This window comes from Limnospira platensis NIES-39 (assembly GCF_026000695.1).
GTDB lineage: Bacteria > Cyanobacteriota > Cyanobacteriia > Cyanobacteriales > Microcoleaceae > Limnospira > Limnospira platensis.
In genome coordinates this window covers 600,031-625,366 of the sequence record NZ_AP026945.1, presented here as the reverse complement: position 1 = coordinate 625,366, position 25,336 = coordinate 600,031, and the positions used below count along the sequence as shown (strand labels likewise).

Here is a 25,336-nt window from a genome sequence, read left to right as displayed (position 1 = left end):
TAATTAACTAAACGGCGGGATAAAGAATCATAAACCAGAGGAATTTTCCGGTTGAATGGCTACCTGTTGCACGGGATGAATACTCAACTCCATTGCCATTTGTTTAGCTGTGGGTTCACACCAGCGTAATAACCAACTAGGTTGCACACCTAGGAACAGAATTAACAGGGCTAAAATCAAAGCTGGTGCTTGTTCAGAAAAGGCAACTTTTGGATAATAGGCTAACTCATTGTCTAGCTTACCAAAACAAGTGCGGTTGAGCAAAATCACAAAATAAACAGCGGTTAAACCAGAGGCAATAATACAGAGTAAACTCTGAATGGGGAAGACGGTAAAAGTGCCTTGAAAAACCAGAAATTCTGCCACAAATCCCACTAAGCCAGGAATACCTGCACTCGCCATTCCTGCCATAATTAATAAGGCGCTGGTGAGGGGTAAACCACGAATGGGGTTCATTAAGCCATTTAAGAGTTTTAAATCCCTAGTTCCCACTTTGACTTCAACTATTCCCACCAAGTGGAATAGAATAGCTAAAATCAACCCATGGGCGACCATTTGGGAAATAGCGCCAATCAGACTAACTTCGGTTCCCGCCGCCATAGCGACGATAATATAACCCATGTGACCGATGGAACTATAGGCAACCATGCGCTTGATATCTTGTTGGGAAATGGCGGTTAAAGCCCCATACATGACGCTAAAGACGGCGATAATGGATAATTCGGGGGCGATAATTTTCCAGGTTTCTGGGAAGAGTTGTAAGCCAAATCTAATTAACCCATAGGTTCCCAGTTTTGCTAATAAACCTCCTAGTAAAATGGTGACGGGGGCGGAAGATTCTACATAAGCATCAGGTAGCCAGGTATGGAAGGGAACTAGAGGAATTTTAATACCAAATCCAATTAGTAGAATTACCATCAATACCAGTTGGCTAATTGCTGATAAATTCTGAGTTTGAATGGCACCAAAATCAAAACTTCCTGACCCACTTAACCAAGCCATACCCAGGAAAGCTGCCAAAATCAAAATTCCTGATACGGCGGTATAAATTAGGAACTTCATCGCTGCATAGCTGCGTTTTTCGCCGCCCCAAATGCTAATTAATAGATAAATGGGGATGAGTTCCAATTCATAAAACAGCACAAACAGCAGGAGATTTTGGGAGAGAAAAGCACCAGCGATCGCCGCATTTACTAACAAAATCATGGAGTAGTAAAGACGGGGGCGATTCATGTCGGGGCGACTACTGGCGATCGCCATAGGGGTTAAAATGGCGCTTAACCCTACCAGAGGTAAAGATAAGCCATCCATTCCCAAACTATAGGATAACCCTAATTGGGGAATCCAGGAGAGATATTCTTCCCACTGAAAACCAGGATTATCTAGGTCGAAATCTAAGGTTAATTTCAGCGTCCACAGCCCCGTTAATGCCATAACAGCCAAGGCGATCGACCGAATCCGGTGGGGGGTAAAGGAAGGGGGGAGCAAGCCGATTAAGAGGCTACCAACTAGGGGAATTGCAATTAACAAACTAAGCATGATTGACCATCTGTGAGGGACTTAGAACAAACCAAGGGATAACAAACTTAACAGGAGAGTAATGCCGATTACAATAGTGAGGGCATAAAATTGAGTTTGTCCCGAAACGTTATATTTCAGGCTTTGTCCACTAAAAACTGTGGCTAGACCGACTAAATTAACGAAGCCATCGACAATAAATCTATCTATCCAATCAATAATTTTGGAGATGAAGGCGACGGCGGAAATGATGGTTAATCGATACAGTTTAGCGGTGTAGAAATCGTAAGCGAAAAAGTCCTGAACTGATTTAGACCATAATTTAACGGGTTTCTCAATACCGTTAAATACATAAATCCAGGTAGCTAGTCCAATACCGATCGCACTAGAAGCTATCAGCAATGTGGCTACAGTGAGGTTAATACCCTCCCAACTGGGTAGGACTCCCCAAGCCTTCAACAACAGGGGAATATGTAGACAAAAACCCATTAAAACGGTCATCGGTAGCACTAAAGCCCAGAGTCCCTCTGGTGATCTAATAGTCATCTGTTTAGGGGGTCCCGCAAAAATCAAGCCAAACTCACGGGTGAGACTAAAAGCAGTTAAAGCGTTGATTACCAATAAAGTAATGGCGATCGCCGGTTGACTGATCCACAGATTTTGTGTCAACTCCAACATCGTCCAAAAACCACCAAATGGCGGCACAGCGACCAAAGCCATAATCCCCACAATAAAACAAATACCCGAAATCGGGCGGCGCGACCACAGCCCCCCATATTGAGTTAAATCTTGGGTAATATTATTGAGGATAATTCCGCCGCTGGTCATCACTAATAATGCCATCGCCATGGAGTAAGTCAACAGCAGTAATAACGCCGCCTGAGTTTGTCCGGTTGCGACAGCAATAAAAGTTATCCCCATGTATGAGCTAACCGAATAGGAAACCGCCCGTTTGACATCAATTTGAGCAATAGCGATCGCACTGGCACCCACAGCCGTAGCCAAACCGATAAACACTGCTACAGACACCGCCACCGGAGACAGGGAAATCACCGGAAACACCTTAATTAATACCCAAGCCCCGCAACAGACAACTACCGCATTCCGTAGGATGGTACTAGGAAGGGGGCCTTCCATAGCCTCATCAAGCCATAAATGCAGAGGAAACTGAGCGCACTTACCCAACGGACCCGCCAACAAAGCCAACCCTAACAGAGTCGCAACAGTGGGGTTAACCGTTGCAGTTTCCGCCCATGTTGCTAATTCCGAAAAATTCCAACTTCCCGCCAGGGGATACAGGGAAACTACCCCCATCAATAGGAATAAATCCCCCACCCGTTTAGTCAGAAAAGCATCTCGCGCCCCAGTTACCACCAGAGACTGATTAAACCAGAAACCCACCAATAAATAAGTCCCCAGGGTGAGAATTTCCAAGACGATATAACTGAAAAACAGGGAATTGCACAACACCAGGGCGGCGAGTCCAGCTTCAAATAATGCCATCAGCGAGTAAAACCTCGCCCAACCCCAATCCATCTCCAGATAGCCCACAGCGTAAATTTGGGCTAGGCAATTCAGCCCAGTAATTACCAAAGTAGCGCCAATGGTTGTCACTGAGATTTCTAAGGGAATCGAAAAATCCAGATCCGCCACCTGTAGCCACGGAATCACCATCTCATAGCCAGGTTGACCCCACATTCCGCTCAAAGCGATTAAGCCATGTACAAAAGCCATCAGGGTCATCAGGATATTTATATATCCTGCGGGTCTCGGTCCGGTTTTGCGGATAATTCCTGGAGACCAGGGAATTGATAGTAGCGCCCCCAAAAAGGGATAGCAGGGAATCCACCAAATGTTTTGCAGGAAAAATTCAGTCATAACTGAAAGATTGGGATAAATTGCTAAAATCCGTTCTCCACTCAAAGGGAGATTTTATCTTCTCTTTAGATTTGCTATAGATTATAGTCTATGATGTGTAAATCAATTATCATCTGCTTCAGAAATTTACAACCAATATGCTAATCTCGGCTTATCAATAAGGCTGTAAACGTCTGATAGCTTGGTGTTGACGGGTTTTTCATGATTGAAGATTTGATGTCCCATCCCTCGGTTACAGTGACGGTTAAACTATTCGCGGCTTTTCAGGAAGCCTATGGAGTCCCTGAGTTGGTCTTGCAACTACCACCCCAAACCCCTGTATCTCATATCCTTGATGTAGCGATTAGCGAATATCCCCAATTGCAACAATGGCGGGATTTAACTCGGTTTGGGGTTAACCTGGAGTTTGTCAATCCAGACACCTACCTAAAAGACGGAGATGAGGTGGTTTTAATTCCTCCCGTCAGTGGTGGCTGCTAAGAGTCTCTCGATAAATGACGATAAAATCTCGGAGGCGGTGGCTATTCCTACGCCGTAGCAGGACCGCCGCCGCCAAGGAATTACTGGTAAATGTCCCTTGGGGGCGTTTAGGTTAAAGATTAGTTCATCATAATATTTCCAACTACCCTCTCGCCATCCAATGCGATCGCAAAATTTAGTATAATCCGACTCTACACTCTCCCAGATTTGCTGTTGAATCGTTAACCCAAACAATCCACTACTATAATAATCCCACAAATAATCAATTGTCCCTAAATCCGTCAGCGGAAAATTATCAATATCTTCCACATTTAACCATCCCATTTGTTCCCTTCCCGTCAGATATAAGATAATCTGCCAAGTATACTCATCAGCCGTTTTCCAATCTTCCGCCGCCAATAATTCCATTAATCCTGTATAGTCCATACCCACCTCAGACAGGGGGGGATTTTCCGCGTGATTATCTTCTAACCATATCCGCATTTTTGACAGGGTTTCTGTCACCTGTTCAGGATTAATGGTTTCGATATAATACAAGACCCAATCTAGTTGATTCCTCAGATTTTCTCGCTCAATTTTCGCCGCTGTCAGTTCCGACTCAATGGCATTTATTTTGGGTAACAAATCCGCTACCGTTACCCGCTTTCTCTTGCGTTTTCCCTGCAAATCACCTAGGTTTTTCCATGTTTCTATCGCCCAATCTAGTTGTTCGGGATGAATTTCTGTTAACTCTAAATTCCAGTTACAAACATCACAATTTCTCGGAATATTTTGCAAATATTTATATCCACAAACCGGACATATAAACATATTATAATTTCCGGGAGTTAATTATTTATTATCCATGGCTAATCATCAGATACCCCGCCTATCTCTCTGGGGAGACAAAGCGGGGAAAATCGATTAGCTTTTCGCGTAAACAGAACCCGGATTACGCCAGGAAACCTTGGGTAGAATTTCATTTTTATCTACCCGATGTTTGTATTTAATCGCGAAATTCAGCAAAGAATCCAATAGCGAATCAGACAGATAATGAGGTTGCAAACCGAGGTCTAACAGATTAGTGTTTTTCGCGTTGAAATAATGGTCTTCCAGTTCAACCCGAGGATTTTCGATATTCTGAATCTCCACATCTAACCCCAGGGTGACACCAGCCTTTTTAACCATCATCGCCAGGTCGCCAACGCTAAACATCTCCGTAAATTGGTTAAACACGCGGAAATGACCAGGTTCAGCCGGATTAGCGATCGCCAACTCCACACATCGCACCGTATCGCGGATATCCAGGAAAGCCCTAGTTTGTCCTCCCTTACCATAAACCGTCAAGGGGTGATTAATCGCCGCCTGAATACAGAAACGATTTAAAGCCGTCCCAAAAATCCCATCATAATCCAGACGGTTGATCAACAACTCATCCATTCCCGTCTCGTCCGTCAGAACCCCATAAACCACACCCTGGTTTAAATCCGTAGCCCTCAGACCCCAAATTTTACAAGCAAAGTGGATATTATGGCTGTCATGGACCTTAGAAAGGTGATAGAAACTTCCTGGCTGTTTCGGATACGGGACAGTATCCTTGCGACCATTATGCTCAATGGTAATATAACCCTCTTCGATATCAATATTGGGCGTACCATATTCGCCCATAGTCCCTAACTTGACCAAATGTGCATCAGGAAACTCTTCCCGCATAGCATACAGGATATTCAAATTTCCCATCACATTATTGCTTTGGGTGAGAACCGCGTGTTCACGATCTATCATGGAAAAAGGAGCCGATCGCTGTTCACCAAAATGAACAATAGAATCTGGCTGAAACTCTCGCAAGCTATTGATCAGAAAACTATAGTTATTGATATCACCCATAAACAGGTCAATAGACTTACCTGTTAACTCACGCCAGCGCTGAATCCTTTTTTGAATAGGGGCAATCGGTGTTAAGGTCTCAATACCTAGCTGTTGATCCCAGTGTCGGCGCACCAAGTTATCCAGAATGCCCACTTCATACCCACGGTTGGAAAGATACAGCGCCGTCGCCCAACCGCAGTAGCCATCACCACCAGTAACCAGAACTCTCATAAACTTTCAGTGAAATTTTGTATTTGTTGATACTTAGGTTAATTTATCAGCAATTGGTCCCCCTAGAAACCATTATTCCCCTAACTTCACCTCATCAGCAAAACTCGCCCAGCGCACAAACTCAAAAGGTCCAGCTACCGCACCCCAGATATGCTCATCGGTTTCTGGGTCCATACCACGATCATGGCTAATAAAGCGATCGCCGTCTATTTCAAAACTACTATCCAAATAAGTCAGTTTCCCCTTCCGTTCTACCATACAGCCTTTCCCCGGTTCCACCACTCCCTTAAATCCCTTTCCCGTCCAGTGGGTGATAAAAGTACAGCCGCATCGTTTATTCAGTTGTTCCCTCTTTAAGGCTTTCAGGCGATCGACTTCCCTAGAAGCCCCATAAAACTCCTCCTGACCATCAATCTCATAGTTCTCGATTTCGATATGATCATCTACAGGGATTAACTTCAGCACCCGCACCCGGTAAGGTTGTTTCAGGTTAATATCATAGGCCTGTTCCAGATACAAACTCAACCCATTGAGAAGTTCCCACGGCAGGGGACGCATACAGACCCGAATATGAGCGAAAAATGGCGGATTTTCAAAGGCTTGGGGTTGGTTGCTGAAGTCGGAAGCCAACCAACGCCCTAGGGTCAGAATATCTGTAGCGTGTGTCATAATAGCGCCAATAAATATGATTTCCTAACAATTCTTTCTCGATTCTGTAGGATACAACAATTGCGTACACAGTTCTAGGCAGGACAAAGCTGGCTAACCATGGGGGCGGAGAAAATGCCCGTAGCACCCCCAACCTCAATGATTGACCAAAATTGTCCATCCTCAATTATCCCTTAAATTCCGGTCAGGCGAAAAATCAATAAACCCGGAGGGTTATCTCTAATTACCACTAAACTCTGTCCACCGTCAGGAAGCCGGGGTCCTAAAGTCATACCAGTAACTTGAGCATTAATTCCTAATTCTGGGAGGTTTAAAAGCAGTTGTTTTCGCAAAGATTGAACCTTAGTTAATTTACCGCGTAAACTAGCAATGCGGGAGGTATCTGTTGCGTCTCCACTAAACACTTGATAAATTCCCGCACCCATACCACTCGCCGATCGCTCTAAACTCAGAAATGAACCTCCCCGGTTTAGAGCCACCAGTCCGGCTAACTCCCTTCCCTGGGCATCTTCATCAAAATTATACAGATTTTCCGACACTAAAAACGAAGCGCGATCGGCTATCACATAATGCAATATTCGCACTTTCCCCGCACCGCTATCTAGATCCTGCTTTAGTGATGCGTATGGTGCGACAAACAACCTAAATGGGTCCATCCCACCCGCACTAAAACCATCAGGCGCTATGGCTAGAGACTTTATGCCTAACTCCGGTTGTAAGCCTTGGGGGGGTTTGGTCTCATCCTCATTCAATACATAACTGGGAGGTAGTGGCACGGTATTTTTTAGTTCCCCCGTTTCTAGGTCATATTCCCCGATGTGGGAGTTATCTGTGGCGATAAACAGCGACTTGCGCGGGGAAAAGGCGATGCTGCGCGCTTCCCTAGGGCGATCGCTTAATTTGATGCTCTCCTTAATCCCAATCTTAGCAATATCTGCCGATTTGTTCCCACCAGCAAACTCCCAACCCAGGGTATATAATTCTGTCGGGTCGCTTTCGCCTTCGGACTCCCCTAGTCCATAAAAGCGAATACCTCCATCGGTCGGTTCACCATATCCGGTAATCTCATAGGTCAAATCTGACAGCCTTTGAGACTCTGGTAGTTCGTACTCACCCACAAACTCTAGGGATAAATCTAAGAACATTCGGTTCGCTGCCGAGACTTGCGGAAGGCTACATGATGTCAGCAATATCCCCACACACAGCCCTATTACAGCTATAAGGGTTCGTATTTCCACAGGGATAGCCACCCTACCATGTTCTAACCTGAATTTATCAGAATTTTCTAAATGTGTCAAGATTAAATCACTCCTAGCCACTAATTCCTAATATGAAGTTAACAGATTTTCCCGATTTTATCTATCCTTAGAATCTCTGATTATCTCTCAATTATTACTCGCCCCTACTCCGATAATTCGGATTTGTCTCTCTCACGACTACAGGGTTAGACACAGACACACAAACACTCAATAATTAAACATTAAATTAACTGCGGATTTGGGCTTGACAAGTTCGGTGACTTGACCTATACTTATATCATGGGAAAATGTGGCGGCATATATATGGTGATTTCAACTATGCCAACCCCAACAAGCGATCGCCATCCCGGAAATTCTATCTATCTCTCGCTGCTACAGGGTTAGACACAGACACACAAACACTCAATAATTAAATATCAAATTAACTGCGGATTTGGGCTTGACAAGTTCGGCGACTTGACCTATACTTATATCATGGGAAAATGTGGCGGCATATATATGGTGATTTCAACTATATAAACCATAAGAAGCGATCGCGGCAGTGTTATTCTGGCGATTATGTAGCCAAGCCCACATTTGATCACCATAGGAAAAATGCCACCATTCATGTAAATGTTGTAGGAAGCCAGCCCTGGTCATGACCTGCTTTAAAATTTGTCGATTTCGATGATATTCTAATTCTGTCATCTCAGAACTTTCAGCAAAATAATCCGGTTCAGACCGAGAAGAAATCTCATCAATATCAGAACCCATATTAACAGCACTGACCGTCACGATATCAAATAAAGTAACATCGACAGCAGCCCCGGTGCTATGGGGTGGAGGGGTAGCCGGATCACGACTAGGAATAGCCCAAAATTTATAAACTTCCTGCCACAACTGTTGTCGCTGTTGTTCCGATAGCAATTCTAAGGTTAATCCTGTAGCTTTAAGTTGTTGTTGAAAAGCATAATCAACCATAAACTGTTGTACTTCAATAGGTCGATAAGCATCAAAAACCAAAATCCGCAAATGTGGATATTCAGCTTGTAAATATTGATGAGCGTTAATTAAGCGATCGCCAACCTTCTCTCGCAGGTAATAGGGGGAACTAACGGGAGAGAGTTGATAAGGCGCACCCAATTTTTGATAGGGGTGAGGAGACTCGAAAATAAACATTTCCGAGGGAATGGGAGTCAACAATTCCCCACAATCTTGAATCGGAATTTTTTGATAAGGTTTTTCAGTAGATGTCATAGACTAATGTACCAAAAAAATCAGCCCCCCCATATACCCCGTTTATCTAAACATCATCAACCCTAACAGAGAGTTTCCGAGTCATGATTGGGGTAGTGGCTAACACCTTCCTAGCCAGCATATAGTGGGAAGGTATTAGCCACCGAAAAATCAGTGCCGATTTTTACTTATGGGTGGACTGAGAATAAACTAGGGTCCGACATTCAACATAGCAGTTAAATATAAGAAACTTATAAAGTCAGGGGTGAATTAGTCAAATTTATTTCAGCAGGTCTGCGCGACAAAAAAAACTCAGCCCCCCATATACCCTATCTATGTAAACAGCATTAGCCCTCGGAGAGAGTTTCCGAGTTGTGATAGGGGTAAGTGGCTAATACCTTCCTAGCCAGCATATAGTGGGAAGGTATTAGCCACCGAAAAATCAGTGCCGATTTTTACTTATGGGTGGACTGAGAATAAACTAGGGTCCGACATTCAACATAGCAGTTAAATATAAGAAACTTATAAAGTCAGGGGTGAATTAGTCAAATTTATTTCAGCAGGTCTGCGCGACAAAAAAAACTCAGCCCCCCATATACCCTATCTATGTAAACAGCATTAGCCCTCGGAGAGAGTTTCCGAGTTGTGATAGGGGTAAGTGGCTAATACCTTCCTAGCCAGCATATAGTGGGAAGGTATTAGCCACCGAAAAATCACAAGTGATTTTACTTATGGGTGGACTGAGAATAAATCAGGGTCTGAAATTAACTGTAGCAGTTAAATATAAGAAACTTATAAAGTCAGGGGTGAATTAGTCAAATTTATTTCAGCAGGTCTGCGCGACAAAAAAAACTCAGCCCCCCATATACCCTATCTATGTAAACAGCATTAGCCCTCGGAGAGAGTTTCCGAGTTGTGATAGGGGTAAGTGGCTAATACCTTCCTAGCCAGCATATAGTGGGAAGGTATTAGCCACCGAAAAATCACAAGTGATTTTACTTATGGGTGGACTGAGAATAAATCAGGGTCTGAAATTAACTGTAGCAGTTAAATATAAGAAACTTATAAAGTCAGGGGTGAATTAGTCAAATTTATTTCAGCAGGTCTGCGCGACAAAAAAAACTCAGCCCCCCATATACCCTATCTATGTAAACAGCATTAGCCCTCGGAGAGAGTTTCCGAGTTGTGATAGGGGTAAGTGGCTAATACCTTCCTAGCCAGCATATAGTGGGAAGGTATTAGCCACCGAAAAATCACAAGTGATTTTACTTATGGGTGGACTGAGAATAAATCAGGGTCTGGAATTAACTGTAGCAGTTAAATATAAGAAACTTATAAAGTCAGGGGTGAATTAGTCAAATTTATTTCAGCAGGTCTGCGCGACAAAAAAAACTCAGCCCCCCATATACCCTATCTATGTAAACAGCATCAGCCCTCGGAGAGAGTTTCCGAGTCATGATTGGGGTAGTGGCTAACACCTCCCTAACCAGCCTAGCCAGCCGGAAAGCGATCGCACCTGAAAAATCACAAGTGATTTTACTTATGGGTGGACTGAGAATAAATCAGGGTCTGGAATTAACTGTAGCAGTTAAATATAAGAAACTTATAAAGTCAGGGGTGAATTAGTCAAATTTATTTCAGTAGGTCTGAGCCATAAAAAAACTCAGCCCCCCCATATACCCCATCTATCTAAACATCATCAACCCTAAGAGAGAGTTTCCGAGTCATGGTTGGGGTAGTGGCTAACACCTCCCTAACCAGCCTAGCCAGTCGGAAAGCGATCGCACCTGAAAAATCACAAGTGATTTTACTTATGGGTGGACTGAGAACATATCAGGGTCTGGAATTAACTGTAGCAGTTAAATATAAGAAACTTATAAAGTCAGGGGTGAATTAGTCAAATTTATTTCAGCAGGTCTGCGCGACAAAAAAAACTCAGCCCCCCATATACCCTATCTATGTAAACAGCATCAGCCCTCGGAGAGAGTTTCCGAGTCATGATTGGGGTAGTGGCTAACACCTTCCTAGCCAGCCTAGCCAGCCGGAAAGCGATCGCACCTGAAAAATCACAAGTGATTTTACTTATGGGTGGACTGAGAACATATCAGGGTCTGGAATTAACTGTAGCAATGAAATATAAGAAACTTATAAGGTTCAAGAAAAAAATTTGTCAAGTCGCTATGACTTTAATATCAAAAGCGCTACTATCAAAACTATAAGTATATTTTCTTGCACTGATAGCAGATTATGGCTTCCACCGATATGAATTTTCCGGTTCGGGTTTTAGTGATTGCAGGCGAGTCTCCGAGTCGCGGGGAACTGGCTAACCTATTAACTATCAATAATTATCAAGTTCAGGTTATTGGTGATGGATATGAAGGTCTGGAGGTAGCTAAACATATTCCACCTGATCTGATTTTTTTAGATGTCAAATTACCCGATACCGATGGATATCTGATCGCCAAACAATTACAAGTACACACTGTCACTGCTCATGTTCGGATTCTTCTACTAGCCGAGTCTAAAAGTGTATTTAGGGCAATTCGCGCCTTCAACTTGCAAGTAGCAGATGTTCTGATTTATCCCTTAGATTTTGAAGAAGTACAATGGCGCATAGAAATGCAACTGTTATCCTCCCCATACAGAAGGGATAATTTAACCAATCAGCTATCAACTACACACTCCCTCAAATCAGTTAATCATCAATTAAAAATACTGATTGATAATTCTCCTCTGGGAACTATTATTTGGGATCGAAAATTGCGGGTTATCCAATGGTCTAAGCAAGCAGAAGAGATATTTGGTTGGTCTGAGTCGGAAGTGTTGGGTAAGTCGATGAATGAATGGAAATTAATCTTTGAGGAAGATAGCGATCGCGTTAATCGAGAAACTCAGACCATTTTTGCCAATCAAGAAAAAAGGAGGATTTGCATAAATCGTAATTACCGCAAAGATGGATCAGTAATTTATTGTGAGTGGTACAATTCCAATTTTTACGATGAATCAGGAAAACTGAATATGTTGCTGTCTTGGGTTCAAGATATTAGCGATCGCCAAAAGACGGAAGCAGCTTTAATAAAAAGCGAGGCTAAATTGCGGACTATCATTGAAACGACCCTCGAAGGAGTTTGGATAATTGACAGTGATAGTATGACCACTTTTGTCAATCAGCAAATGGCAAATATGCTGGGTTATACCCAAGAAGAAATAACTCAATCTTCCCTATTTAAGTTTGTGGATGAACAGGATTATCCAATAGTCGAAAATTATCTGCAACGTCGTCGTGAAGGTATTGCGGAGCAACACGAGTTTCAATTTAAGCGGAAAAACGGAGATATTCTCTGGACTATACTATCAACTAATCCTATATTTGATGATAGTAAATATGCTGGATGTTGTGCGATTATCACAGATATTAACTATCGTAAAAAAGCTGAATTAGCCATAGCAGTAAGTGAAAAACGCTTTCAAGAAATCGCCTCTACTATCAGTCAGTTTTTCTTTGTAAAATGCGCCAATTCAGGACAATATATTTATTTAAGCCCAGCCTATGAAAAAATTTGGGGACGCACCTGTGAGAGTCTCTATCAAAATCCTGATTCTTGGTTAAATACCATCTACCCAGAAGACCGAGGAGCAGTAATTAATTATCAGGAAAAACAGCATCAAAATAATTTGGTTAAACGAGAATATCGGATTATTAGAAATGATGGTGTAATTAGGTGGGTTTATGAAGAAGTCAACATTATTTATAATGACGATGGTTCTCCCCTACGTTATGTAGGATTTGCGGAAGATATTAGCGATCGCAAGCAAGCAGAACTCGCCCTAGCCGAAAGCGAAGAACTCCTACGCCTAGCGGTCAATCATGCTCCTGATATCTTTGTAATTTATGACAGCGATCGCCGTTTAAAATTCGTCAACCAACGAGTATTAGAACGAACAGGTTGGTCAGAAGAAACATTTATTGGTCGCCGAGATGAAGAGCTATTTCTCCCAGAGGAAACTTGCCATTATTTACCCTTGCTAGAAAAAACCATCCAAACCCTAACCATACAAATTGGTGAAGCTACTATTACCCTTCCCAATCAAACCCCAAAAACCGTCATCATTAAGTATTTACCACTGTTAGACAAACAGGGTAGACTGAGCCAAATTTTAGGTTTAACCTTTGATATCACCCACTACAAACAAGCTGAACAAAAACTCAGAGATAGTGAAGAACGCTTCCGCACCGCTTTTGAAGATGCTGCGATCGGTATGGCATTGTTATCCTCCCAAGGAAACTGCTTAAAAGTTAATCGCTCTCTATGTGAAATGTTAGGCTACCAGGAAGCAGAACTACTCCAACTCAAATGTAAAGATATCACCCACCCAGAAGATTATGAGCAGGAGGTAAAATCCATTAAAAAATTGATCGAGGGTCAAGTTAAATATTACTATGTAGAAAAACGCTACCTTCATAAGCAAGGATATGTAATTTGGGTATTATTAAGTATGTCCATAGTCCGAAATATTGACGGGGTTCCTCTCTATTTTATTGCTCAAGCTCAGAATATCAGTGAACGGCGAGCCGTAGAACAGATGAAAAATGAGTTTATTTCTGTGGTTAGCCATGAACTGAGAACCCCACTCACCGCTATTCAAGGCTCGTTAGGACTGTTATCTTCCGGCTTGTATGATCACAAACCCCAGGAGTTTCATAAATTTATTGAAATTGCTTTATTAGAGACAGAAAGACTGGTGCGAATGGTTAATGATATTCTTGATATTGAACGGCTAAACTCCGGTGAGGTTCAATTTCAAATGGAGGCTTGTTCAGCTCAGGAATTGATGATGCAAGTAATTAATAGTTTACAGGCGATCGCTCATCGGGACTCCATTACCCTGGAAATTTTACCCACTTCCGTTCAACTCTGGGCGGCACGCGATGCCATGCTACAAACTCTGACTAATTTAGTCGGTAATGCTATTAAATTTTCCCCTCCCCATACCACTGTCACCCTCTCAGCTTACCCACAGGATGATATGGTACTTTTTCAAGTCCGCGACCAGGGACGTGGCATTCCTCCCGAAAAACTAAAAACTATCTTTAGTCGCTTTCAACAAGTCGATGCCTCTGACTCTCGCCAAAAGAGTGGAACTGGTTTAGGCTTATCTATCTGTCAAAGCATTATTGAACAACACGGCGGTAAAATTTGGGTCGAAAGTCAATTGGCTAAAGGCAGCACTTTTTATTTCACTATTCCTAGGGTTATAAATACCAACGACACTAACCATTAAAATCGTTTTTAAAAACTCAATTTCCCCTTCTACTACCTAGGATGCACAAATTGTCGTTTGTGTCAAGCCCCCGTTTTTTTGCCGTCCATTTTTTCGCCTAAATTGGTGTCTCGGGATTAGCCATTTTCCGTCAATAGACCTTTAAACTCACGACAGCATCAGGGTTTGAGCCTCATTTTTGCTATACGCACACAAACAGCGCTCATTTTTGATTTTTTCCACCCTACCACAACCCCCATTCTCTCGTCAAATTTATAGGAAATTTTCTCAATAAAAATGTAATAAATATTTACCATTTTTTAAATATTAAAATCATTTTGCCAGATAAATAAGTTTAGCTTAACTAAATTACCATCAGGGACAGATCACAGAAGTAACAGGTAAAAATTGATAATTATCTATATAAGTTTCTGTATTTGTAGACAGGAAAAATGCTTGTCTATTTGAACCTAATAAGCGAGAGTAGTTTTATCTTGTTTACACGGTAAATCGTGACCTATGCCAAAACCCCAAATTTTAGTAATTGATGATGAAGAACGTATCCGGGAAATCGTCCGGGTTTGTATGACGGATCTAGGAGGTTGGGACGTAATTACAGCCAACTCTGGTCAAGAGGGTTTACAGAAAGCCAAAACGGAACATCCTGATGCGATTTTGTTAGATGTATCGATGCCAGATCTTGATGGTTTCCAGTTGACCAGGCAACTCCAACAAACACCAAGCTGTCGAGAAATTCCGGTAATTATGCTGACAGCCAAAGTGCTAAAACAAGATCGCGATCGCTTTGAACAAATGGACATCGCCGGAGTGATTACCAAACCATTCAACCCCTTGACCTTAGCCCAACAAGTGGCCAACCTGTTAGCTACCAATTCCGATTAACCAGCCATTGAAAGTAACAGGAACCTCCAGGAAATATTTAACAGTGTCAGACATCAAAAACCAGTATAACATGATTAAAATATCAATATAGCTGGCAGTTACACATTGAGGAGTAAATATGGGGATCTCAAGCCAAAAATATATTTTCAATCACCTATTTAAATAGCCATTAAATCTCACCATTATTGTAGCTATAACTTACCCTTGCGCTACCCTAGCCGAAACCCTCTCCCCGGTCTTACCTGTAAATTTACCAGAGGTTCCTAACACTATTCCATCATTACCAGAACGTCCCCAACCGGAACCGGAACTTCCCCCCCAGTTACCTACACCTGAGCAATTATTTCCTTCCCCCAACCTAACACCAGAAAATATAGAAGAACCCCCAGATGTATCTATTACTATTATTGTCGAAAAATTCAGCTTTGAAGGAAACACAGCCTTTAGTGATCAACAACTAGCAGAAGTTACGCAATCTTTTCTAAATCGTCCGATTACCTTTGCGGAACTTTTGCAAGCACGTTCGGCCATTACTAATCTGTATATCAGCGAAGGTTACATTACTTCCGGCGCTTTTATACCCCCCCAGGAACTGCAAGAGGGAACGGTAACCATCCAAATTTTAGAAGGAGAAGTAACTGATATTAACGTCAGCGCCACCGGACGACTAAACCCCGATTATGTGCGTAGTCGTCTAGCTGTTGCTACCGCCAAACCCCTAAATCAAAATCGTCTACTCGCCGCGTTGCAACTATTACAATTAAGCCCGATAATCGATACCATACAAGCCGAATTGTCTGCCGGAACTCGTCCTGGTCAAAGCATCTTAGATGTAGAATTTACCACAGCCAAAACCTTCGATATTAATTTATTTGCTAATAACTACCGCCCCCCCAGTGTTAGCACATTTCAACGAGGCGTTGAACTCACAGAAGCCAATCTTCTCGGACAAGGAGATAGTTTAGGCATATATTATAGTAATACCGATGGCAGTAATGTGGTAGATGTCTTATATGATTTTCCGATTAATTCCCGCAACGGAACCGTAGGATTTTACTTTAATTATACTGATAGTAATATTGTAGAACCACCTTTTAAGGAACTGGATATTGAAGCCACAAGTGTCACTTTTGAATTGCGATATCGCCAACCTATTATTCAGACCCCGACAGAAGAGTTAGCCCTAGGTGTTAGTTTCGCCCGCCGCGAAAGCGAGACATCTATTTTAGGTATAGGTTTTCCCTTGGCTAGGGGGGCGGACTCCGATGGTAAAACCCGCCTATCAATTTTGCGTTTATCTCAGGAATATACCAGGCGAGGAACTCAACAGGTTTTGGCGGCGCGATCGCAATTTAGCATAGGCTTAAACTTGTTCAACTCAACCATTAATGATGACGGTCCTGATAGTCAATATTTAGCATGGCGAGGTCAAGCCCAATGGTTGCGATTATTAGCCCCAGATACCCTCATATTATTGCGCTCCGATATCCAATTATCCACACAGGAGTTAGTACCCCTAGAACAAGCAGGATTAGGGGGATTAGACAATCTTCGGGGATACCGTCAGGATGCCTTATTGCGCGATAATTTTATATTTGCTTCGGCGGAGTTACGCTATCCCATTCTCCGAGTTGATAACAATAAGGGAATTTTACAAGTTACCCCCTTTGTAGATTTCGGCACCGCCTGGAGTAGTAACGCCGACCAATTGCAATTATCCTCGGAAACTTTAATGTCTTTAGGCTTAGGCTTGCGTTGGCAGTATGGTGATAATTTCCGCGCCCGGTTTGATTGGGGAATTCCTCTGATGGAACTTAGTTCCAATAAACGAACTCTCCAAGAACAGGGGTTATATTTTTCGGTCGAATGGAGTCCGTTTCGGTGAATATTGGCGAGTTGATAACCTCATCAATGGGAGGTTTTTAAAAACTTTAGGTAATAGTTACCAATTACTAAACCTACCGGGTGTTTAGGTTCGTCAGAGAATGTTAAAAAAATCTGTGATTTCTGTTCACTCCTAAAGCGATCGCCTATAATACACACAAGCCAAATAGATAGCGTATCAACCCCATCGAGTTAACCCCCCAGGTTATAACTCGGCTATATTCCCCAGTCATGAAAACCCTACTTAAATGGCTAGTAGTTGGTGGTTTTGAACTCATCCTTTGCTTTGGGATTTTAGGAACTTCCGCGAATTTAGTTAGTTCCCCCAGTAACCTCAAAGTCTGGTTAGGAGTTTTTGGATACTTCACAGGATTAGTAATAATTCCCGGCTTATCGGTTTATCATGTGACCCACAAAATTCATCGCGCCAAAGTCGAACAAAAACAGCTACAAGCCACATTTCCTCAAGATGACACATCTTGGTTAGAACTGTTAGACTCCCAGAGGTAATTATGATGATGAAAACCGCGCCAATTCCCAATGTACTAGGGTTAACAGGATGCGCCATTTTAGTAAGTATGAGTATCTCTTCCTGTGGTGTCATTCCGGGAACTAGCGTCAAACGCATTCCCCCTGGTTATGTAGGACTGAAAGTGCAAATGTACGGAAGCAATCGCGGTGTACAGAATGCCACTATTAGCACGGGAAAAGTATGGTATAATGCTTACAGCGAGGAAATTATCATTTTTCCCGATCACGTTCAATATTACATCCTCTCAGCGGCGAGAGATGAAGGTTCACCTATCGACGAAAGCATCAGTTTCGGAGTTGGGGGAACTAGCGTCAATGCAGATATTTCTCTCTCCTACTTTTTCAATACCAACCAAATCAAGGATTTCTACGGTAAATACCTGAAAGACCCTGATGAGTTTAAAGGGACTTTAGTACGCAGTGAACTCCGTAACTGCTTTAACCAAGAAGCAGCCGGATTAAGACCAGAAGATATTGTCGGAAGCAAACAGCGAGAATTATTAACCTCGGTTCAAAACTGCTTAAATGAAAAATTTGTTGGTGTGGGGGTGGAATTTGATTCGATTGGGTTTGTTAGTAAGCCCCGTTTTGATAGCGCCATTGAAGCGCAAATGACCGCCCGTTTTCAAGCGGAACAACAGGTGATCGCTGCCCAAGCACAACTACAAGTCGCCCAAGCCGAAGCAGAACGTCAATTAGCCAAAGCCCAAGCGGACGCAGAAGCAGCCAGAATTAGCGCATCCACAGTTAACCCCATGACCATCAGGCTGAGGGAGTTAGAACTTCAGGAAAAGATGATCCAGAAATGGAACGGTGTACTTCCCCTATATCAAGGTGGTGTCGCCCCATTTCCCAGCTTTGACCCTAAACCGGCCACTTCTGCTAATAATTAATCATTCATGATTAGGAAGTCTTGGGTTGTAACTTCCTTAGAATTGATGGTTGATGCTGTCCCAAACCATCTGTCAGTACATAACTGGTGGCTAATAATAGCAGCCATAGCCCCGGATAACGAGGTTCTAACCAGGGTTGAAGGCGACGCGCGAGGGGGGGAACCCAACTAAATAACCAACTGATTAACGCCAACCAGGTGAAGACAAAATAACTAATCATCCAGCGGATAACTTCCCCAGTATTGACAAAATCTAAAATCCAGATGAGCAACTTGGGGTTCATGCGCGCCGCTTTTAAAGCCAGACGGTTAAAGGTCCACCAGTCGGTCCTATCCTTAATAAAGGTATTAGCTACCTCTTCGGGTTCTGTCGCTAACAGCCCAAAAAAAGTATTTAAAATGGAGTTAATTCTTTGAGGAGGAAGATAACGCCCGGTGGGAACCATCATTCCCTTAGAAAACAACCAAGTAACGGCGATATTGCTTTGATAGGCGCGAATTTGATTGAGGTAGTATTTGGTGAGCAAATCATGCTTTAGTGCGGTATTTAATAAGTCCGTTAAACGGGATAAATTCCGTACCAAAGAACCAAAACCAGTAAATACTAAGGGAGACTGAAGACAAGCAGCATCTCCAATAGAAATTAAACGGTCATAGGCGACAGTGCGATCGCTTCCTCCCAGACTAAAATAACCGGGGATATAGCCAAAAGTCGCTTTTTTCCAAACCAAATTATCCAGATTACAACGACGATATTCTGGTAAAATAGTAAAGAAATCCTCGAACATTTCCAACAGAGAACCGGGGTTGATCTGATTAACCTGATGATAGTGAAACAGATAAATAGTCAACTCGTCACCTTCGCCAGGGAACAACTCCCAAATCAATTGGCGACCCCTAGAAATATCCCCGTGACTGTGGAGAACATCCCCATAATTAGAATCCCAAACTCCTGGTTCAAACCCACCATTAATCACGGCCCCCACGGTAGGACAAACACTATCAAAGGTGCGATCGCCATTAAGTTGCCAAGCAATAGGGGACGCGGTACCCATAGCATCAACTAATAACCTTCCGGTAGCTATCCGTTCGGAATTAGTAGTCAAATCAGTAGCCGTCACCTTAACGCGATCGCCTCCAATATCCGCCCGAATAAACTCCGTTTCATCCCAAATCTCTCCCCCCGCCTGTCGCAGTTTTTCACCACACAAAGACAGCAATTTATCCGTATTTATGGCTACATTCAACACCCGAGGAGTATGCAAAACCTCCCCCTTAGCAATGGGGGGATTATTAGCATCAAAAAACTTGTGGAAACCGTCCTTATACTCCCTAGCAATAAAACTCTCTACTTCCGCCCCGGTGAACAATCCCAAGTCAATTAAACTCTGTAATTCACTGCGAGAAATATTCCATTCCCGGTTCATCCGACCAAAGGGGAGACGTTCCATCAATAGCACCCGATACCCTAAACGTGCCATTACCGCCGCATGAATGACCCCTAAAGCCCCGCCAACATAAATTAGGTCATAACTAGGCAACTCCCCATCAGAGTCCTTTCTCGCCTCAGTAAAAATCACCTGTTTAGGAGTTTGTGGATTTCTCACCCCCTCCCGCCAGCGTTTCTCCCACCAGTACACCCGTTTTAGGTCATATTCCCCATTAGGGATTTTCTGAAAATATTTCACCGTTTGGGGATAATAGGCAGCCAAAGCCTCAAAAATCGACTCCTGCGACAAATCAATGGCTGGAGGTTCAGGATACTGATAGGGAAACTCCTGTCTTAAACCAGTTTCCAGGCTGTTGAGTACCCGTTTTTCTTGAGAACTTCCCACAGTCCCCACCCGAAAAACCTTGAGATAGGTTGTGCGTTGGACGGACCAAGTAAACACCGACAATTCCCCAGACCCCTGTTGAGGAAATTTCAGGCGAAACCCGTCTGGGGTGATCGTTTTCTCACCCACCCCCGGATTAAACGTTTGCTGCAACCAGGTACAAACGCTGTGTGTATCGGGGTTAGGAATTTCCAGATATAGAATCTCTTTCATGTCCATGTCAATTTCTTTGGTACCTGAGTTGAGGCTTACCGCTTCACTGTTAACGAAATTAGCGATCGCTCTATTACACTAAGCATAGGGGAAACTGCGCCAGCAGTAACTATCGAGAGGGCGCTAGAACAGGTAACAATAATCTGTTATGCCACCATAACCAGATATAGCAGACTCTCAGTACCCTGGTCTATATAGGGCTACTTCCAACCTACAGGAAATTCTCAATAATGACAGAAAACTTGAATTTCTCGGAAATTATCAGCCAACAGCGACAGTTTTTTGCCACCGGAGAGACTAAACAGGTGGACTTCCGACTCTCGCAACTGCGACGACTCCAACAGGCGATCGCTGATTTTGAACAACCTATCCTAGAAGCAGTCAAAGCTGACTTAGGCCGTCCTGAGTTAGAAGGGTTGTTTGAACTTTCCACCCTCGGAGAAATTAAATATGCTCTCAAAAATTTAAAATCCTGGGTTAAGCCTCGCCGGGTCAAGACCCACCCCACTGCCTTCCCCGCTTCTAGCTATATCTATCCTGAACCCTTGGGAGTTGTCTTAATTATCGGACCTTGGAATTATCCCTTTCAATTGGTCATTTCTCCCCTCGTCGGTGCGATCGCCGCCGGAAATTGTGCTATCCTTAAACCCTCTGAACTAGCCCCATCAACTTCCCAAGTCGTAGCTGATCTGATTAGCAAAACTTTTTCACCTAACTATATTGCCACTGTTCAAGGGGGGGTAGAAGTTAGCCAACAACTATTAGATGAACCCTTCGACCATATCTTTTTTACCGGAGGGAAGCGCATCGGGAAAATTGTCATGACCGCCGCCGCCAAACATTTGACTCCCGTTACCTTAGAATTGGGTGGCAAAAGTCCCTGTATTGTCGATGCCGATACTCAGTTAGATTATACCGCCAAAAGGATTGTTTGGGGTAAGTTTATTAATGCTGGTCAAACTTGTATAGCCCCAGATTATCTATTGGTAGACCGCCGCCTTAAATCGGACTTGATTACAGCTATGATTGGCTATATTCAGAGTTTTTATGGCTCCGAACCGCAGCAAAGTCCCGACTATGGGCGGATTATTAATAACTATCATTTTCATCGGTTGACTGAGTTATTACATGATGGTAAAATCGTCGCTGGTGGTAAGTTTGATGAAAGCGATCGCTATATCTCTCCCACTCTCATTGATGAAGTATCCTGGGAAGACACCATCATGCAAGATGAAATCTTTGGGCCGATTTTACCCATTTTGACCTATGATGATTTAGGGGATGCAATTAGTCAAATTAACGCCAGACCCAAACCTCTCGCTCTTTACCTATTTTCCCGTAATAAACAGTCACAACAGCGCGTTCTTCAAGAAACCTCATCCGGGGGTATTTGTTTCAACGAAACTATCATGCAAGTCGGGGGTCAATCCTTGCCTTTTGGAGGAGTAGGAGAAAGCGGCCTCGGCAAATATCACGGCCAAGCTACCTTTGACACTTTTTGCCACCACAAAAGCCTTTTAAAGCAATCTCTACTCTTCGATATTCCCCTGCGATACGCACCCTATAAACCCAAGTTTAACCTGATGAGATTTTTCATTAAAAACACCTGATTTTTTATCTGCAATATGGTAGATTTATCTGATTAATAAATTTACCATCATTGCCCATAACTAAAAACGGCTTTTTCTCAACTCTATTCCCTATATAGGGAATCATACAAATCGAGTAAAAGCCTTTTATTGGGTGCGTCAGTTGTGAATGTTCTGGTTAACAATGCCATTGATATACTGGTGCTGACGCACCCTACCGAATCCTCACAATTAGCTACCAGTTTTAGCCTGAATTGGTGGTAATTGACCATTAACACTAGGATACCAACTTGGTTCAGGTTTAAGAACATCCAAATTCAATCGATAACCAATATTACGAACCGTTTGGATTAAACTAGGCTGTCGAGGGTCAGTTTCCATCTTTTTCCGCAATGATAGAACATGAGTATCAATAGTGCGGGGATTATCAATATAATCTGGCCAAGCGCGGCGCAACAGTTCCGAACGACTGAGAGGCTCCCCATCATTTTGAGCCAAAACATAAAGAAGACTATACTCTTGGGGAGTCAGTTCTATCATTTGACCCTGAAGATAAACCCGACGCTGTACCAAATCAATTTTCAAATCCCCATAATCTAAACTGGTAGGAGGAGCCACATTGCGAGTGCGACGCATAAGTGCTTCAGCTCTCGCTAAAAACTCCTGCATTCCAAAAGGTTTAGTTAAGTAATCATCAGCTCCTGCTCTCAAACCACGGACAATATCAGATTCCGTATTCCGAGCCGAAAGCATCAAGATTAAAGACTGTCGTTGCTGTAGTAGCCACTGGCAGAATTCTAGACTATTGCCGCCTGGTAATTCTGCATCAATAACTACTAAACTTGGCTGAGTCGTGTAAAACACCTCTCTAGCATGATGAAAGTCCGCAGATTGACACACCGAATAACCAACGTGCTGAAGATGCCAACCTAACAGCGATCGCAGGTGCGGATTTCCCTCAATAATTGAAATATAAGCATATCCCACTGGTGCCAGCTTCCTTTATCAATAATTGAACACAGGTTAACAGAGTCGAAATCATCATTTTGTAACTCCTGCTACCCTTGCGATCGGCAATCCACCCTAGATCTATGATCACAATTAGGTTAATATAAAAATCACAGAGGGAGAGAGGCATCAACCTTAAAGCGGCCATCAGTCCACAACCCCCGTAATTTTCCGGGGTGCATTATGATCAAAATGAAGGGAATGAGTAAGAACTTGAAACAATTGCCATCGGTCCAGGGAAACCTATAACTAAAGGTAACAGTCTTTTCAATCACAGTCCGATTCAGCTAGAATGCCAGAAATCCATATCGGTGAGGTGTATATAACTGAATCAAGGTAGAGACTAATCCCTATCCCTTAACCATACCCCCAACATATAGATTATAACTTGAGGTTTCCACCATGTTACAGAATGCTCAGACCATCCGGCACTACCAAAAAATCACTGATTCCCTCGTCGAAATGTGGAATCGAGGCTATCGTTATGATGAGCTTAGAATGTTTGTAGATGGCTACATTGCCGCCCTGAGAAATACAAACGCCCTCGAACCTTATCAAATTCACCGCCTAGAGGAAGAAACCTTTAGGTACATTAACGACCCGTCCAACTTTGAAATGACTCCCCTACCACAACCAGAAGTAGATTATTACTAGATACTTGGGAAAAACCCAGCCTTCGAGAGGCTGGGTTAGGGAGTTAATTAGTTAAGCCGGACTATGATGCCAGAGCGACCTCTAGCATCTCTTGTAGTTCGCCCTTCTGATATAACTCAATCATCACATCGGAACCGCCGACAAATTCACCATTAATGTAAACTTGGGGAATGGTCGGCCAGTTTGAATATTCCTTAATACCTTGGCGAATTTCGGCATCTTCCAAAATATCGAGGGTTTCAAAGGGAACCCCTAAACTATTGAGAATTTGCACCACATTATTGGAAAAACCGCACATGGGCATCAACTTGGTACCCTTCATAAACACAAAAACCTTGTGCTGGTTAATCAGGTTTTCAATTTTGGCTTCTACTTCAGGATTCATAGTGATTATTCAATCGAGTTATTCACAACTTAGATCAACAAATTAAGCAGCCTGGTTGACTTTTGACCACTCTTGGGGGGTATAAGTTTTCAGCGCTAGGGCATGAATGGCCTCTGTTGCCATAGCTTCCCTAACAGCTTTATAAACCATCTGATGTTGTTTCACCAGGGTTTTGCCCTCAAACAGAGGCGAAACCACTACAGCTTGTAAATGGTCGCCCCCGCCAAGGTCTTCAACTTTAACAACAGCATCAGGCAACTCAGACTTAATCATTGCCTCAACTTGGGAAAGGGTGATCATGGGATTCCTATTAAACGACTATGTTTGATTGTAGATGAATTATTGAGCATTGGAAGTGGTTGCCGGGTTAGAAGAAGCACTACCCCTGGCTGGACTGCTGACAAATCCTAATTCAAGTAATTGTTGATATGCTTTTTGGCCTAAATCCCGGGTTGGGGCTTGAGAACGAATAATTTGCACGAGTAGGGGAACAGCTAACTCGGGTTGATTCTGGGCACGATGGACTAAAGCCAATTGATAAGTGGCTGTATCCCTCATTTGAGCGGTATCTCTGGCCTCATTGCGATGTTGGTCAGCAATGCGGTTGTCAACCCCTGAGAAACTGCTGGCTAACTGTTGATGAAAATTAGAAAGCTGATTGAAAATTTGGCGCGCCTCCTGGAGTTTCCTGGCTGCCTGGGTGTAATTCTCGTTACTAATTGCTTCCCCGGCTTCAGCTAACAAGCGCTCCCCCCCTTGAACACTTAAAAAACTACTATCAAGGCTCAAAGGGCGCATATCTTGAGGATTCCTCGGTACTGGGGTCGGACTTAAATCTCTGGGAAATTCAGGTTCCGAGCCTTCACCTGTGGCCTCATCATACACAGAAGGATCTTGAGCCATAACCGTTGTAGCATGGCCTGAGACAGTTAAAACAGTCAGGGCTGATGCCAATATACTCACAAAAAGTTGAGGATAGCGGACTATGAAAGGAGACAGCATCATGCGATCGCGAAATGAAAGGTTATTGATGTTTACAGATCTTATCATTTTTTGGCCAAAGTGTAGGAGTTTAGTAAAAC

24 protein-coding genes are annotated in these 25,336 nt (G+C 43.1%); 12 read left to right on the top strand and 12 right to left on the bottom strand.

Annotated elements, in window-relative coordinates:
- Positions 1-27: 27 nt before the first annotated feature.
- Positions 28-1,539 (bottom strand): NADH-quinone oxidoreductase subunit M, encoded by a 1,512-nt coding sequence (locus N39L_RS03235; RefSeq protein ID WP_014274286.1) that lies wholly within the window; start codon positions 1,537-1,539, stop codon positions 28-30.
- 21 nt (positions 1,540-1,560) lie between these two features.
- On the bottom strand, positions 1,561-3,396 hold the full coding sequence (locus N39L_RS03230; RefSeq protein WP_014274285.1) for an NAD(P)H-quinone oxidoreductase subunit F: 1,836 nt from the start codon (positions 3,394-3,396) through the stop codon (positions 1,561-1,563).
- Between the two features lie 201 nt (positions 3,397-3,597).
- Between N39L_RS03230 and N39L_RS03225 the strand changes: the two genes are divergently transcribed.
- Positions 3,598-3,876 (top strand): MoaD/ThiS family protein, encoded by a 279-nt coding sequence (locus N39L_RS03225; RefSeq protein WP_006620303.1) that lies wholly within the window; start codon positions 3,598-3,600, stop codon positions 3,874-3,876.
- Here the strand turns inward: N39L_RS03225 and N39L_RS03220 are convergent.
- The 4 genes from N39L_RS03220 to N39L_RS03205 all read right to left on the bottom strand — a co-directional run bounded on the left by N39L_RS03220 (position 3,847) and on the right by N39L_RS03205 (position 7,922).
- Complete coding sequence (locus tag N39L_RS03220; RefSeq protein ID WP_014274284.1) at positions 3,847-4,686, bottom strand: GUN4 domain-containing protein; 840 nt, start codon at positions 4,684-4,686, stop codon at positions 3,847-3,849. The genes N39L_RS03225 and N39L_RS03220 overlap by 30 nt on opposite strands.
- A 93-nt stretch (positions 4,687-4,779) precedes the next feature.
- The gene (locus tag N39L_RS03215; RefSeq protein WP_014274283.1) at positions 4,780-5,955 is read right to left on the bottom strand and encodes an NAD-dependent epimerase/dehydratase family protein; all 1,176 of its coding nucleotides are present in this window, start codon (positions 5,953-5,955) and stop codon (positions 4,780-4,782) included.
- 72 nt (positions 5,956-6,027) lie between these two features.
- On the bottom strand, positions 6,028-6,624 hold the full coding sequence (locus tag N39L_RS03210; protein ID WP_006620300.1) for a chromophore lyase CpcT/CpeT: 597 nt from the start codon (positions 6,622-6,624) through the stop codon (positions 6,028-6,030).
- A 173-nt stretch (positions 6,625-6,797) separates the two neighbouring features.
- The gene (locus tag N39L_RS03205) at positions 6,798-7,922 is read right to left on the bottom strand and encodes an esterase-like activity of phytase family protein (protein WP_231852080.1); all 1,125 of its coding nucleotides are present in this window, start codon (positions 7,920-7,922) and stop codon (positions 6,798-6,800) included.
- Between the two features lie 248 nt (positions 7,923-8,170).
- Between N39L_RS03205 and N39L_RS03200 the strand changes: the two genes are divergently transcribed.
- On the top strand, positions 8,171-8,296 hold the full coding sequence (locus N39L_RS03200; RefSeq protein ID WP_286131343.1) for a hypothetical protein: 126 nt from the start codon (positions 8,171-8,173) through the stop codon (positions 8,294-8,296).
- A gap of 94 nt (positions 8,297-8,390) precedes the next feature.
- On the opposite strand, the gene N39L_RS03195 is transcribed toward N39L_RS03200, so the two are convergent.
- On the bottom strand, positions 8,391-9,119 hold the full coding sequence (locus N39L_RS03195) for a M15 family metallopeptidase (RefSeq protein ID WP_006620298.1): 729 nt from the start codon (positions 9,117-9,119) through the stop codon (positions 8,391-8,393).
- Positions 9,120-10,553: 1,434 nt separating this feature from the next.
- On the opposite strand from N39L_RS03195, the gene N39L_RS03190 reads away from it, so the two are divergent.
- The 8 genes from N39L_RS03190 to N39L_RS03155 all read left to right on the top strand — a co-directional run bounded on the left by N39L_RS03190 (position 10,554) and on the right by N39L_RS03155 (position 18,571).
- On the top strand, positions 10,554-10,724 hold the full coding sequence (locus tag N39L_RS03190; RefSeq protein ID WP_014274281.1) for a hypothetical protein: 171 nt from the start codon (positions 10,554-10,556) through the stop codon (positions 10,722-10,724).
- A 100-nt stretch (positions 10,725-10,824) separates the two neighbouring features.
- A complete protein-coding gene (locus tag N39L_RS03185; protein WP_014274280.1) occupies positions 10,825-10,995 on the top strand; it encodes a hypothetical protein in 171 nt (56 codons plus the stop codon).
- Between the two features lie 100 nt (positions 10,996-11,095).
- On the top strand, positions 11,096-11,317 hold the full coding sequence (locus N39L_RS03180; RefSeq protein WP_006620297.1) for a hypothetical protein: 222 nt from the start codon (positions 11,096-11,098) through the stop codon (positions 11,315-11,317).
- A gap of 28 nt (positions 11,318-11,345) precedes the next feature.
- Complete coding sequence (locus tag N39L_RS03175; RefSeq protein ID WP_006620296.1) at positions 11,346-14,381, top strand: PAS domain S-box protein; 3,036 nt, start codon at positions 11,346-11,348, stop codon at positions 14,379-14,381.
- Between the two features lie 498 nt (positions 14,382-14,879).
- Complete coding sequence (locus N39L_RS03170; RefSeq protein WP_006620295.1) at positions 14,880-15,263, top strand: response regulator; 384 nt, start codon at positions 14,880-14,882, stop codon at positions 15,261-15,263.
- 271 nt (positions 15,264-15,534) lie between these two features.
- Entirely contained in the window at positions 15,535-17,148 is a 1,614-nt protein-coding gene (locus N39L_RS03165) for a ShlB/FhaC/HecB family hemolysin secretion/activation protein (protein ID WP_231852249.1), read from the top strand.
- A 230-nt stretch (positions 17,149-17,378) separates the two neighbouring features.
- Positions 17,379-17,657: a hypothetical protein gene (locus tag N39L_RS03160; protein WP_006620293.1), complete on the top strand. Its 279-nt coding sequence runs from the start codon at positions 17,379-17,381 to the stop codon at positions 17,655-17,657.
- 2 nt (positions 17,658-17,659) lie between these two features.
- Complete coding sequence (locus N39L_RS03155) at positions 17,660-18,571, top strand: SPFH domain-containing protein (RefSeq protein WP_014274276.1); 912 nt, start codon at positions 17,660-17,662, stop codon at positions 18,569-18,571.
- Between the two features lie 10 nt (positions 18,572-18,581).
- Here the strand turns inward: N39L_RS03155 and N39L_RS03150 are convergent, their stop codons facing one another.
- Complete coding sequence (locus tag N39L_RS03150; RefSeq protein WP_006620291.1) at positions 18,582-20,618, bottom strand: NAD(P)/FAD-dependent oxidoreductase; 2,037 nt, start codon at positions 20,616-20,618, stop codon at positions 18,582-18,584.
- Between the two features lie 230 nt (positions 20,619-20,848).
- Between N39L_RS03150 and N39L_RS03145 the strand changes: the two genes are divergently transcribed.
- Complete coding sequence (locus tag N39L_RS03145; RefSeq protein WP_014274275.1) at positions 20,849-22,228, top strand: aldehyde dehydrogenase; 1,380 nt, start codon at positions 20,849-20,851, stop codon at positions 22,226-22,228.
- Positions 22,229-22,438: 210 nt separating this feature from the next.
- Here N39L_RS03145 and N39L_RS03140 read toward each other — a convergent pair whose 3' ends face one another.
- On the bottom strand, positions 22,439-23,194 hold the full coding sequence (locus N39L_RS03140) for a response regulator transcription factor (protein WP_014274274.1): 756 nt from the start codon (positions 23,192-23,194) through the stop codon (positions 22,439-22,441).
- A 423-nt stretch (positions 23,195-23,617) separates the two neighbouring features.
- On the opposite strand from N39L_RS03140, the gene N39L_RS03135 reads away from it, so the two are divergent.
- Positions 23,618-23,869, top strand: a complete 252-nt coding sequence (locus tag N39L_RS03135) for a DUF6761 family protein (RefSeq protein ID WP_006620287.1) — start codon at positions 23,618-23,620, stop codon at positions 23,867-23,869.
- Positions 23,870-23,930: 61 nt separating this feature from the next.
- Here the strand turns inward: N39L_RS03135 and grxD are convergent, their stop codons facing one another.
- The 3 genes from grxD to N39L_RS03120 are packed head-to-tail and all read right to left on the bottom strand — an operon-like array spanning position 23,931 to position 25,259.
- Complete coding sequence (grxD, locus tag N39L_RS03130) at positions 23,931-24,254, bottom strand: Grx4 family monothiol glutaredoxin (protein WP_006620286.1); 324 nt, start codon at positions 24,252-24,254, stop codon at positions 23,931-23,933.
- Between the two features lie 42 nt (positions 24,255-24,296).
- Positions 24,297-24,554, bottom strand: coding sequence for a BolA family protein (locus N39L_RS03125; RefSeq protein ID WP_006620285.1), 258 nt, complete (start codon positions 24,552-24,554; stop codon positions 24,297-24,299).
- A gap of 39 nt (positions 24,555-24,593) precedes the next feature.
- The gene (locus N39L_RS03120; protein ID WP_014274273.1) at positions 24,594-25,259 is read right to left on the bottom strand and encodes a hypothetical protein; all 666 of its coding nucleotides are present in this window, start codon (positions 25,257-25,259) and stop codon (positions 24,594-24,596) included.
- Positions 25,260-25,336: the final 77 nt, after the last annotated feature.

What these genes read in the sequence shown, in the direction of transcription:
- N39L_RS03235 (WP_014274286.1), bottom strand. Translation starts at nt 1,539, where the DNA reads ATGCTTAGTTTGTTAATTGCAATTCCCCTAGTTGGTAGCCTCTTAATC.
- N39L_RS03230 (WP_014274285.1), bottom strand. Translation starts at nt 3,396, where the DNA reads ATGACTGAATTTTTCCTGCAAAACATTTGGTGGATTCCCTGCTATCCC.
- N39L_RS03225 (WP_006620303.1), top strand. Translation starts at nt 3,598, where the DNA reads ATGATTGAAGATTTGATGTCCCATCCCTCGGTTACAGTGACGGTTAAA.
- N39L_RS03220 (WP_014274284.1), bottom strand. Translation starts at nt 4,686, where the DNA reads ATGTTTATATGTCCGGTTTGTGGATATAAATATTTGCAAAATATTCCG.
- N39L_RS03215 (WP_014274283.1), bottom strand. Translation starts at nt 5,955, where the DNA reads ATGAGAGTTCTGGTTACTGGTGGTGATGGCTACTGCGGTTGGGCGACG.
- N39L_RS03210 (WP_006620300.1), bottom strand. Translation starts at nt 6,624, where the DNA reads ATGACACACGCTACAGATATTCTGACCCTAGGGCGTTGGTTGGCTTCC.
- N39L_RS03200 (WP_286131343.1), top strand. Translation starts at nt 8,171, where the DNA reads ATGTGGCGGCATATATATGGTGATTTCAACTATGCCAACCCCAACAAG.
- N39L_RS03195 (WP_006620298.1), bottom strand. Translation starts at nt 9,119, where the DNA reads ATGACATCTACTGAAAAACCTTATCAAAAAATTCCGATTCAAGATTGT.
- N39L_RS03190 (WP_014274281.1), top strand. Translation starts at nt 10,554, where the DNA reads ATGATTGGGGTAGTGGCTAACACCTCCCTAACCAGCCTAGCCAGCCGG.
- N39L_RS03185 (WP_014274280.1), top strand. Translation starts at nt 10,825, where the DNA reads ATGGTTGGGGTAGTGGCTAACACCTCCCTAACCAGCCTAGCCAGTCGG.
- N39L_RS03180 (WP_006620297.1), top strand. Translation starts at nt 11,096, where the DNA reads ATGATTGGGGTAGTGGCTAACACCTTCCTAGCCAGCCTAGCCAGCCGG.
- N39L_RS03175 (WP_006620296.1), top strand. Translation starts at nt 11,346, where the DNA reads ATGGCTTCCACCGATATGAATTTTCCGGTTCGGGTTTTAGTGATTGCA.
- N39L_RS03170 (WP_006620295.1), top strand. Translation starts at nt 14,880, where the DNA reads ATGCCAAAACCCCAAATTTTAGTAATTGATGATGAAGAACGTATCCGG.
- N39L_RS03160 (WP_006620293.1), top strand. Translation starts at nt 17,379, where the DNA reads ATGAAAACCCTACTTAAATGGCTAGTAGTTGGTGGTTTTGAACTCATC.
- N39L_RS03155 (WP_014274276.1), top strand. Translation starts at nt 17,660, where the DNA reads ATGATGATGAAAACCGCGCCAATTCCCAATGTACTAGGGTTAACAGGA.
- N39L_RS03150 (WP_006620291.1), bottom strand. Translation starts at nt 20,618, where the DNA reads ATGAAAGAGATTCTATATCTGGAAATTCCTAACCCCGATACACACAGC.
- N39L_RS03145 (WP_014274275.1), top strand. Translation starts at nt 20,849, where the DNA reads ATGACAGAAAACTTGAATTTCTCGGAAATTATCAGCCAACAGCGACAG.
- N39L_RS03135 (WP_006620287.1), top strand. Translation starts at nt 23,618, where the DNA reads ATGTTACAGAATGCTCAGACCATCCGGCACTACCAAAAAATCACTGAT.
- grxD (WP_006620286.1), bottom strand. Translation starts at nt 24,254, where the DNA reads ATGAATCCTGAAGTAGAAGCCAAAATTGAAAACCTGATTAACCAGCAC.
- N39L_RS03125 (WP_006620285.1), bottom strand. Translation starts at nt 24,554, where the DNA reads ATGATCACCCTTTCCCAAGTTGAGGCAATGATTAAGTCTGAGTTGCCT.
- N39L_RS03120 (WP_014274273.1), bottom strand. Translation starts at nt 25,259, where the DNA reads ATGATGCTGTCTCCTTTCATAGTCCGCTATCCTCAACTTTTTGTGAGT.